This is a genomic window from Pseudomonas koreensis, from assembly GCF_036668835.1.
GTDB lineage: Bacteria > Pseudomonadota > Gammaproteobacteria > Pseudomonadales > Pseudomonadaceae > Aquipseudomonas > Aquipseudomonas koreensis_I.
In genome coordinates this window covers 83,942-94,423 of sequence record NZ_JAZEVW010000004.1, presented here as the reverse complement: position 1 = coordinate 94,423, position 10,482 = coordinate 83,942, and the positions used below count along the sequence as shown (strand labels likewise).

The window sequence follows — 10,482 nt, the reverse complement described above, 5'->3', positions numbered from 1 at the left end:
CTGCACACTAAAACGCCGCGAACGTTGCCGCTCGCGGCGTTTTAGTGTGTCCCGTGCTTACAGCTGCCAGCGCTCAAGGCACCAGATAACCTTTGACTCCGGTAAAGATGATCTGCGCAGCCAGTGCGCAGACAAAGAGGCCCATCAAGCGGCTTACGATCTGCAAGCCCTGATCACCGAGAATCCGCTCAATGCGGTTCGACAGATACAGCACCACGCCGACCGTAAAACTGGCCAGGGCGATACTCATGATCGCGGTGAGCTTGTCGTCCCAATGCGGTTGGCTGACACCCATGACCAGCAATGCACCGATGGTACCGGGGCCGACCGTCAGCGGAATGGTCAGCGGCACGATGGTCACATCCTGCTGCACGTTGTCGGCCTGCACCGCCGGCTTGCCCTGCGCCATGCCCAGTGCGGAAATGAACAGCACGCTGCCTGCACCGATGCGGAACGCATCGACGGTGATGCCGAACACGTCGAAGATCACCCGCCCGAACAGATACAGCAAGACGCTGGAGACCAGCGTGGCGACCGCAACTTTCCAGGCCAGACGCCGTTGCTCTTTGCGCGAATAACCGCGGGTCAGGCTGATAAAGCAGGACAACACGAAGAATGGGCTGTAAAGCACAAGCATCTTCAGGTAAACGCTGAACAACACATGGAGCATGATGCAGGCTCACTGGCGGGGGAATCGTAAGGAGTCTATCAGGCACCGCAAAGCCTGTCGGCTTACGAAGGTTGCGTCGAGGTGCGGTTCTGTTGGTCGCGCTGGGCCACCCAATGCTCGATCAATTCGCGCAGTTGGGACAACTCGACCGGTTTGGACATGTGCCCGTCCATGCCGGCCTGGCGTGCGCGCTCCTTGTGTTCGGCGAGAATGTGCGCGGTCAGCGCGACGATCGGCGTGCGAACACGCTGGTTGCTGACTTCCCAGGCGCGCAATTGCTGAGTTGCCGAAAAGCCGTCGAGAATTGGCATTTCGCAATCCATCAGCACCAGGTCGTAACGCTGTGCCTTCATCGCCTGCAGCGCTTCTTCGCCGTTGGCGGCGGTGTCCGGTTGCAGGTTGAGCTTGCCGAGCATGCCGCGAATCACTTTGGTCGAAATCGTGTTGTCTTCGGCCACGAGGATGCGGAAATCGCTGGGTACTTTCGCCGCCGTGGCCGCCGTGAGCACTTGCGGCTGAAACACGGTCTGGCCTTTGTTGCGCTGGTTCAGCTCGTCGGCCAGGGTAGTTTTCAGGGTGTAGCCTGCCACCGGTTTGGCGAGGATGCGTTTGATCCCCGAGTTGCGCGCAATGATCTTGCTCGGCGCATTGCTGATGCCGGTGAGCATGATCAGCAGGATGTCGTGATTGAGGCTAGGGTCTTCCTTGATCTTGGCCGCCAATTGCATGCCGGTCATGCCGGGCATGTTCTGATCGAGCAGCACTACATCGAAATAATCACGCAAGTGCGCCTTGGTTCGCAGCAGAGCCAGCGCTTCCTTGCCCGACGGCACGGCGCTGACATTCAAGCCCCAGGCACTGCACTGCTGGACCAGCACTTTGCGGCAGGTGTCGTTGTCATCGACCACCAGCACCCGCGCGCCTTGCAGTGGGCTGTCGAGGTCCGAGGTCGGGTGTTCGAGGCGATCGGGATCCAGCGGCAGTGTCAGCCACAAGGTACTGCCCTGCGTGGCGCCGCTCTTGATGCCGAATTCGCCATTCATCAGGCGGATCAGTTGCCGCGCGATCACCAGCCCCAGATTGCCGCCCAGGCGGTTGGCCGACAGGAAGTGCTTGCTGTGCAGTTCGGCGTGCATCAGCGCGTCGCGTTCTTCCTGTTCCATCGGTTGGCCGCTGTCCTGCACGGCAATCCGCAAACGCGGCTTGTTGCTGCGCTCGTCGAGGGCGACGACGATCAGCACTTCGCCTTCGTCGGTCTTCTTCAGGGCGTTTTCCAGCAGGCTCAGCAATGTCTGGCGCAGACGGGTCGGGTCACCGCTGATGACACGCGGCACTTGCGGCTGGATAAAGCTGATCAGCTCGACGTTCTGCTGTTCGGCCTTGGCGCGGTAGATGCTCAGGCAGTCATCGATCAAGGCGTTGAGGTCGAATTGCACGTCGTCCAGTTCGATCTGTCCGGACTCGAGTTTGGAGATGTCGAGGATCTCGTTGATCAACGTCAGCAGTTCATTGCCGGCGCTGTGGATGGTCTGCACATAGTCGCGCTGCTTGACCGACAGCGGCGTGCCCAGCAGCAGTTCAGTCATGCCCAGTACGCCGTTCATCGGCGTACGGATTTCGTGGCTGATCTTGGCGAGGAACTCGGCTTTGGCGTTGATCTCGGCGTTGCTCGCGGCCAGATCGCGACTGACGCTGAAACGGCTCTCGGTGATGCTGCGCTGACGCTCGCCCAGGGCGACGCTCATCAGCAAGCCGCTGATGCAGATGAACACCATCAGAATCATGATCAGGCCTTGCGGCGATACCAATGTCAGCCCCAGCAGCGCCGGCAGAATGATCAGCGTGCCGATGTTGAACACCACCATCGCCGCAACGAAAAGCCGCGCCGGGCGGTAGCCTTTCTGCCAGTGGTAGACGCCGACGAACAACATGCTCAGGCCGGCCAGTGCCACCAGCGCGTAAGTGATGATGTTCAGCGGCAGGGTGTTGACGAATAACAGCAGCAGGCTGCACGTGACGATGAGCAGGATGTCGCCGAGCAACAGTTTGTTCAGCGGGTGCGGGCCGAGCGGAGCGAAGTAACGGTAAGCGAACATCAAACCGGCCGGCGCGGTCAGCAGCAGCGCCAGGTACGCGCCCGGGGTCTGTACCGCATGCCAGTTCGGCAGCCACGGACCTGCCAGATTGAGCAGCAGCAACAGGCTCAGCCCCAGCAAACCCTCGCAGACCGCCAGCCACAGGCTGCTGCGCGAACGCGAATAGGCGTAGCGCACCAGGTTGTGCAACAGCAGCATGGCCAGACAGCCGAACAGCAGGCCGAACAGCAGCGTCTGATGGTGGTCGGCCGCACTCGTCACCGCCGATTGCAGGGTGACGTGCGGGCGCAATTGATGATCGGAAACCATGCGCAGGTAGACGTCGAGCGATTTTTCGCTCTGCGGCAGCGGTAGCATGAAGTCGCTGCTCGGCAGCGGTCGTTCGGCCTGAGGCTGGTCGGTGCCGGTGTTGCGTTGCTCGATCAGCCTGTCGCCGTCGAGCACATACAGATTGAGCTGCGAAAGGTCCGGAGCAAAGATGCGCAGTACCTGTTCATGCTTTCCCGGCGCCAGCCTGAAACGCAGCCACAAGGCGCCATCGGGCGCGGCCGCGGTGAGGCGGTCGAGTTCGATGGGGCTGAATTGATTGGTGTAGCGGGCAGAGCGGATATCGCTCAGTTGCAGATTGCCCTGATCGTCAAGCAATACCGACCAGCCACTGCCTTGACCGGCGAGGGCCGGGAGCATGCAGAGCAAGGTCAGCAGCGTGACGGTGAAGCTTATGGCAATCCTGAGCCAGCGCACGGCGAAATCCCTTCGTAGGTTGATGCCAGAATATAACGACGCGCGGCGGCAGAACAGCCCGGCGAGGAACGACATCCCGCGCCGGGCATGACTCGGCTTATTCTTGCGTTTCGCCACGTTCACGGGCAATGGCGCGGTAGCCAATGTCCTTGCGGTAGAAGCAGCCTTCCCAGTCGATGGCCGCTGCCAGCTTGTACGCCTGCTGCTGCGCTTCACCCACGGTAGCACCCATGGCAGTCGCGCAGAGCACACGGCCACCGGCGGTGACGACGGTGCCGTCTTTCAGTGCGGTACCGGCGTGGAACACTTTTCCTTCCAGGCTTGCCGCTGCATCCAGACCGTTGATCGCCGCGCCCTTGGCATAGTCGCCCGGGTAGCCACCGGCGGCCAGCACAATACCGACGCTCGGACGTGGATCCCACTGCGCTTCAACCTTGTCCAGCGCTTGCGCCAGTGCGGCTTCGACCAGCAACACCAGGCTCGATTGCAGACGCAGCATCACCGGTTGTGTTTCCGGATCACCGAAGCGGCAGTTGAACTCGATGACTTTCGGATGGCCGGCCTTGTCGATCATCAGGCCGGCATAGAGGAAACCGGTGTAGACGTTGCCTTCGTCGGCCATGCCGCGCACGGTCGGCCAGATCACCTGGTCCATTACGCGCTGGTGCACGTCGGCGGTGACCACCGGGGCAGGGGAGTAAGCACCCATGCCGCCGGTGTTCGGGCCGCTGTCGCCGTCGCCGACGCGTTTGTGGTCCTGGCTGGTGGCCATCGGCAGGACATTCTTGCCGTCGACCATGACGATGAACGAGGCTTCTTCGCCGTCGAGGAATTCCTCGATGACCACCCGCGAACCGGCGTCGCCGAACGCGTTGCCGGCGAGCATGTCGCGCACGGCGTCTTCGGCTTCAGCCAGGGTCATGGCGACGATTACGCCTTTACCGGCGGCCAGGCCATCGGCCTTGATCACGATCGGCGCGCCTTTTTCACGCAGATAGGCCAGCGCTGGCTCGATCTCGGTGAAGTTCTGGTAGTCGGCGGTCGGGATCTTGTGACGCGCGAGGAAATCCTTGGTGAACGCTTTCGAGCCTTCGAGCTGCGCAGCACCAGCGGTCGGACCGAAGCAGTCCAGACCCCGAGAGCGGAACAGATCGACGACACCGGCGACCAGCGGCACTTCCGGGCCGACGATGGTCAGGGAAACGTTCTTCTCGGCAAAATCGGCCAGTTGCTCAAGTGCGAGCACATCGATGGCGACGTTCTCGCACTTGGCTTCGATCGCCGTACCGGCGTTGCCCGGCGCGACGAAAACCTTCTGCACGCGCGGATCCTGAGCCACTTTCCAGGCCAGGGCATGTTCACGGCCACCGCTGCCAATGATCAAAACGTTCAAAGAAAGACTCCTTCGGAGAAAGCTGCAAGCTATAAGCTGCAAGCAAGAGCGAATGTGTGGCTCTTAACTACAGCTTATGGCTCTGAATTAATAAGGGTGCATCTGCAAGAAAGAGCGACACATGCCTGCTCTTTCTTGCAGCTTGCAGCTTGAGACTTGTAGCTGCCGTATTTCAGTGACGGAAGTGGCGCATGCCCGTAAAGACCATTGCAATGCCCGCTTCATCGGCAGCAGCAATCACTTCAGCATCACGCATCGAACCACCCGGCTGGATCACTGCGGTGATGCCAACCTTGGCCGCGTTGTCCAGACCGTCACGGAACGGGAAGAACGCGTCCGAGGCCATCACCGAACCGGCGACCTGCAGACCCGCGTGCTCAGCCTTGATCGCGGCGATACGCGCCGAGTTTACGCGGCTCATCTGGCCGGCGCCGACACCGATGGTCTGACGGTTTTTCGCGTAGACGATGGCGTTGGATTTAACGTACTTGGCGACTTTCCAGGCGAAGATCAGGTCGTGGATTTCCTGTTCGGTCGGGGCGCGCTTGGTCACGACTTTCAGGTCATCGGCGCTGATCATGCCGATATCGCGGCTCTGTACCAGCAGGCCACCGTTGACGCGCTTGTAGTCCCACGCGGCGGCGCGGTCTGCCGACCACTCGCCGCAGGCCAGCAGGCGCACGTTGGCTTTGGCAGCGACGATGGCGCGGGCTTCTGCGCTCACGCTCGGAGCGATAATCACTTCAACGAACTGACGCTCGACGATCGCTTTGGCAGTCTCGGCATCCAGTTCACGGTTGAAGGCGATGATGCCGCCGAAGGCCGATTCGGTGTCGGTGGCGTAGGCCAGTTCGTAAGCCTGACGGATACCGCCTTCGGCGTCCGGGCTTACGGCTACGCCACACGGGTTGGCGTGCTTGACGATCACGCAGGCCGGCTTGACGAAGCTCTTCACGCATTCCAGCGCGGCGTCGGTGTCGGCCACGTTGTTGTACGACAGCTCTTTGCCCTGCAGTTGCGTCGCGGTGGCGATGCCGACTTCGGCAGGCTTGGCTTCCACGTAGAACGCCGCGCTCTGGTGCGGGTTCTCGCCGTAGCGCATTTCCTGGGCCTTGATGAACTGGCTGTTGAAGGTGCGCGGGAATTCGCTGCGGCCTTCGGTGGTGAGGGTTTCAGCCGCCTGATTCACGGTGCCCATGTAGTTGGCGATCATGCCGTCGTAGGCCGCGGTGTGTTCGAAAGCCTTGAGCATCAGGTCGAAACGCTGGGCGTAGGTCAGGCCGCCGGCCTTCAGGCTTTCCAGCACGCTGGTGTAGTCGCTGGCATTCACCACGATCACCACGTCTTTGTGGTTTTTCGCCGCCGAACGGACCATGGTCGGGCCGCCGATGTCGATGTTCTCAATGGCGGTCGGCAGGTCACAGCCTGGCTTGTTGATGGTGGCTTCGAACGGGTACAGGTTGACCGCAACCAGATCGATCGGCTGGATGCCGTGTTCACTCATGATCGCGTCGTCAATACCGCGACGACCGAGGATGCCGCCGTGGATTTTCGGGTGCAGGGTTTTCACCCGACCGTCCATCATTTCGGCGAAACCGGTGTAATCCGCGACTTCCACTGCGGCAACGCCGTTGTCGCGCAGCAGCTTGAACGTTCCGCCGGTGGAGAGGATCTCGACGCCGAGAGCTTCCAGCTCTTTGGCGAATTCGAGGATCCCGGTCTTGTCGGAAACGCTGATCAAGGCGCGGCGGATCGGCAGGCGGGTAGTCTGGTCGGTCATCTCAATTTCCATCAAAAGCAAAGGAAGTCAGCAAAAAAGGCGACCGTTTTTTACGCGGGCGCCTTTCTGGTTTGATTGAATGCTTACAGCAGATCGTACTGCTTGAGTTTCTTGCGCAGCGTGCCGCGGTTGAGTCCCAGCAGCTCACTGGCCTTGGTCTGGTTGCCCTTGACGTAGTTCATCACGCTTTCGAGCAGGGGAGCCTCGACTTCGGAGAGCACCAGGTTGTACACATCCGTGACGGACGCGCCCTCAAGGTGGGCGAAATAATTGTGCAGCGCCTTCTCGACACTCCCGCGAAGGGTCTGGCCTTCTTCGCTCGGCGTGTTGAGGTGCTGTTTCAAATTCACGTTGTCGCTCACGGGTGTTGTTCCACTCACTAAAGTCTCGGTCATCATCGTCATGCGGCCACCCCTTCTTCGTCCCCTGTCAGGCTCTTGTAACGCTCGGCGAAGAACTCCCGAACGTTGGCGCATTGTGTTTCCGTACCATCCAAACGATTGAAACGGGCGCGAAACTCCCTGGCGCCCGGCAAGGTTGCGAGATACCAGCCCACATGCTTGCGCGCAATGCGCACGCCCATCACATCCCCATAGAAAGCGTGAAGGGCGGCCAGATGTTCCAGCAGAATGCGTTCCACTTCGTTCAGTTCCGGCGCCGGCAATTTCTCGCCGGTCCGCAGGAAATGATCGATCTCACGAAAAATCCATGGCCGCCCTTGAGCGGCGCGACCCACCAACAGGCCATCGGCACCCGTGGCATCAAGCACGTAACGGGCCTTCTCTGGCGAATCGATATCGCCATTGGCGAAGACCGGAATCGACACCGCCCGCTTGATCGCGGCAATCGTGTCGTATTCGGCTTCCCCGGTGTACAGATCGGCGCGCGTGCGGCCATGCACGGCCAGCGCAGTGATCCCGGCCTGTTCGGCGATTTTCGCCACGGTCAGGCCGTTCTTGTTCTCGCGATCCCAGCCGGTGCGGATCTTCAGCGTGACCGGTACATCCACCGCAGCCACCACGGCCTGCAGGATCTCGGTCACCAGTGCTTCGTCTTTCAGCAACGCGGAGCCGGCGGCCTTGTTGCAGACTTTCTTCGCCGGGCAACCCATGTTGATGTCAATAATCTGCGCACCCAGTTCTACGTTGGCCCGGGCCGCGTCCGCCAGCATTTGCGCATCACCCCCGGCAATCTGCACCGAGCGTGGCTCGGGATCGCCTTCGTGGATCATGCGCATGCGCGACTTGCGGGTGTTCCACAGGCTCATGTCACTGGTGACCATTTCCGAGACTACAAGGCCTGCGCCCAGACGCTTGCACAGCTGACGAAAGGGCTGGTCGGTGACCCCCGCCATCGGGGCGAGAATCAAGCCGTTCTGCAATGTGTATGGGCCGATGCGTACCGCCGACATAGGACTTCCCTGAGGTGGGGCCGGATCATGAGAGTTCGAAAAAGGGTTGGCATGATACCCGCTCTCGATGACTGGTTAAAGGCTGAATTGAACAAAATCTGAACAGTAATTTCGTTATCGCCACTGGTTTGGTCGAGCGCGGCGAAGTCAGAAAACCGCCGTCAATGCACAAGCCTCGCGGGCTTCACTCGGGCGAGTGGAAACTCAGGCTGTAATTCACCGCTTTCGGGCCTGGATCGAGGATGTCCAGTGCGATGTGGATCGGCGTCTGCGGCGGCATCTCCGGCAGACCTTCAAGATCGCCCTTGAGGTATTCGCCGGGTTTGAAGCGACGACTGGCGATCAGATGGCCGTTGAGGTCGGCAAAGCGCAGTTCCAGCAACGGAAACGGCTGGGAAAACGTCGCTCGGTTGTAGATGATCGCATCGACCACCAGCGCACCATTGAACTCGGGATGGCTGCGCACCACCAGATTGCTGCTCTTGATTCTGGCGATGTCGACCTTGGACGGCACCGTGCAGCCGATCTGCGGGCAGATTTGCTGGAACCACGGGCGGTATTGATCCTGCCGTGCCAATTCGTCGAAATGATAGGCGATGTACTGCGCCGCCAGACCGCCCGCCGCGATCAGCACCAGCAGCAGCCAGAGCAGGCGTCGGCCCCAGGGCGAACGGCGTTTCTGCCAGCCAAGTTGCAGCGGGTCGTCGGTGAGGTCTTGCAGGTCGGCGCGTACGCCGGGTTCTGCGCGTTCGCGCTTTTTGCGCAGCGGCGCGAGCGACGGCAAATCGTCATCATCGCTGTCGTCGCTGGCCGACAGCCGCTCATGGCGGGCATTCGGGTCGATCGGGTCGTGCAGGCGCAGCTGCGGGATGCGCGGTTCGTCATCCAGATCCACCGGCTCCAGCGACAGCGAGGGTTCGGTGCGCTCGGGTTCGAGGATTTCGATGGCTTCGATGTCCGTCTCGACATCCGGCTTCGATGTGCGCTCGTCAACCGGTTCGCTGAACAGGCTGCCGGGCCATGCCGCATCATCCGGTTCGGGGCTGTCGCGGCGCGCACTCAGGGCGTCCTCGCGCGGATGCCCCAGTTCGGTGGCCGGCTGGATTTCGCGCTGTTCGAGACGGGCCAGTTCCTGATCCAGATCGAGGCTGTCGAGATCCAGCTCCGAAGCGTTCCACTGCCTTTGGCTGATCGCGCGCGGCGCTGGTGCTTCATCGATAGAAGGCGATGGCGCTTCAGCCTGCGGCGGCGCGACGGGCGTCAGCGCATCCTTGCCGGCGTGTTGTTCAAGCAACTGTTTGGCGGCGTTGAACACTTGCAGGCAGGAGCCGCAGCGAACCACTCCGCGGGCCACGCTCAACTGGGCGTGGCTGACACGGAAACTGGTTTGGCAATGCGGGCACTGAGTGACGAAGCTGTCGGTCATGCGGCGATCCGGTTTATGCAGGCGCTCATATTAGCGCCGACGGCCAGTGATGCGCACCCAGCCGTCGCGATTGGCAATCGGGTCGAGATCGAAGTTCTGTGCATAAGCGGCGGCGACTTCGTCACCTTGTTCAGCGAGAATGCCGGACAATGCCAGGCGCCCGCCGGTCCTGACCAGGCCAGACAGCTGCGGCGCCAGCGAAACCAGCGGGCCGGCGAGAATGTTGGCGACCAGCACATCGGCTTTGACCTGCGGCAGATCGTGCGGCAGGTACAGCGGGAACAACTCGTCGGCGATATTGTTGCGCCCGGCATTGTCGCGCGACGCTTCCAGCGCCTGCACGTCGATGTCGGTGCCGACCGCTTGTTTCGCGCCAAGCAGCAGCGCCGCGATCGCCAGAATCCCCGAGCCGCAGCCGAAGTCGAGCACGTTGCAGTCTTTCAGATCCTGGCCATCGAGCCATTCCAGGCACAGCGCAGTGGTCGGGTGCGTGCCGGTGCCGAAGGCCAGGCCCGGGTCCAGCAGCAGGTTGACCGCATCAGGCTCCGGCGCGGCGTGCCAGCTCGGCACGATCCACAGGCGCTGACCGAAACGCATCGGCTGGAAACCGTCCATCCAGCTGCGTTCCCAATCCTGATCTTCGATCACTTCACTGTGGTGCTCGGGCAGCGGACTGCCGGTCAGCAACTCCAGATGAGCAAGCACCGGTTGCGGTTCGGTGCCGCCCTCGAACAGGGCCAGCAGATGGGTGTGCGACCACAATGGGGTGGTGTTGAGTTCTGGCTCGAAGATCGGCTGATCTTCAGCGTCCATGAAAGTCACCGACACGGCGCCGACTTCAAGGAACGCGTCCTCGTAGGTTTCGGCTTGTTCCGGGGTGATGGCGAGACGGACTTGCAGCCAGGGCATGGCGGTTACCTTCAAAAATCTGTGGGGCAGCCCGAAGCTGCAAAAGCGCGCAG

At 61.4% G+C, this 10,482-nt stretch carries 8 protein-coding genes; all 8 read right to left on the bottom strand.

The window, feature by feature from the left end:
* Positions 1-73 precede the first annotated feature (73 nt).
* A complete protein-coding gene (locus V6F91_RS13220) occupies positions 74-670 on the bottom strand; it encodes a MarC family protein (protein WP_025111770.1) in 597 nt (198 codons plus the stop codon).
* A gap of 62 nt (positions 671-732) precedes the next feature.
* Positions 733-3,510: a hybrid sensor histidine kinase/response regulator gene (locus V6F91_RS13215; protein ID WP_332765063.1), complete on the bottom strand. Its 2,778-nt coding sequence runs from the start codon at positions 3,508-3,510 to the stop codon at positions 733-735.
* A 97-nt stretch (positions 3,511-3,607) separates the two neighbouring features.
* A complete protein-coding gene (gene purD, locus V6F91_RS13210) occupies positions 3,608-4,903 on the bottom strand; it encodes a phosphoribosylamine--glycine ligase (RefSeq protein WP_332765061.1) in 1,296 nt (431 codons plus the stop codon).
* A 172-nt stretch (positions 4,904-5,075) separates the two neighbouring features.
* Positions 5,076-6,683, bottom strand: a complete 1,608-nt coding sequence (gene purH, locus V6F91_RS13205) for a bifunctional phosphoribosylaminoimidazolecarboxamide formyltransferase/IMP cyclohydrolase (protein WP_332765059.1) — start codon at positions 6,681-6,683, stop codon at positions 5,076-5,078.
* A gap of 83 nt (positions 6,684-6,766) precedes the next feature.
* A complete protein-coding gene (gene fis / locus V6F91_RS13200) occupies positions 6,767-7,087 on the bottom strand; it encodes a DNA-binding transcriptional regulator Fis (RefSeq protein ID WP_002555375.1) in 321 nt (106 codons plus the stop codon).
* Positions 7,084-8,094: a tRNA dihydrouridine synthase DusB gene (gene dusB / locus V6F91_RS13195; protein WP_332765056.1), complete on the bottom strand. Its 1,011-nt coding sequence runs from the start codon at positions 8,092-8,094 to the stop codon at positions 7,084-7,086. Before dusB ends, fis begins: the two co-directional genes overlap by 4 nt.
* 184 nt (positions 8,095-8,278) lie before the next feature.
* Complete coding sequence (locus V6F91_RS13190) at positions 8,279-9,520, bottom strand: DUF3426 domain-containing protein (RefSeq protein WP_332765054.1); 1,242 nt, start codon at positions 9,518-9,520, stop codon at positions 8,279-8,281.
* Positions 9,521-9,550: 30 nt separating this feature from the next.
* Positions 9,551-10,429, bottom strand: coding sequence for a 50S ribosomal protein L11 methyltransferase (prmA, locus tag V6F91_RS13185; protein WP_332765052.1), 879 nt, complete (start codon positions 10,427-10,429; stop codon positions 9,551-9,553).
* Between the last annotated feature and the right edge of the window lie 53 nt (positions 10,430-10,482).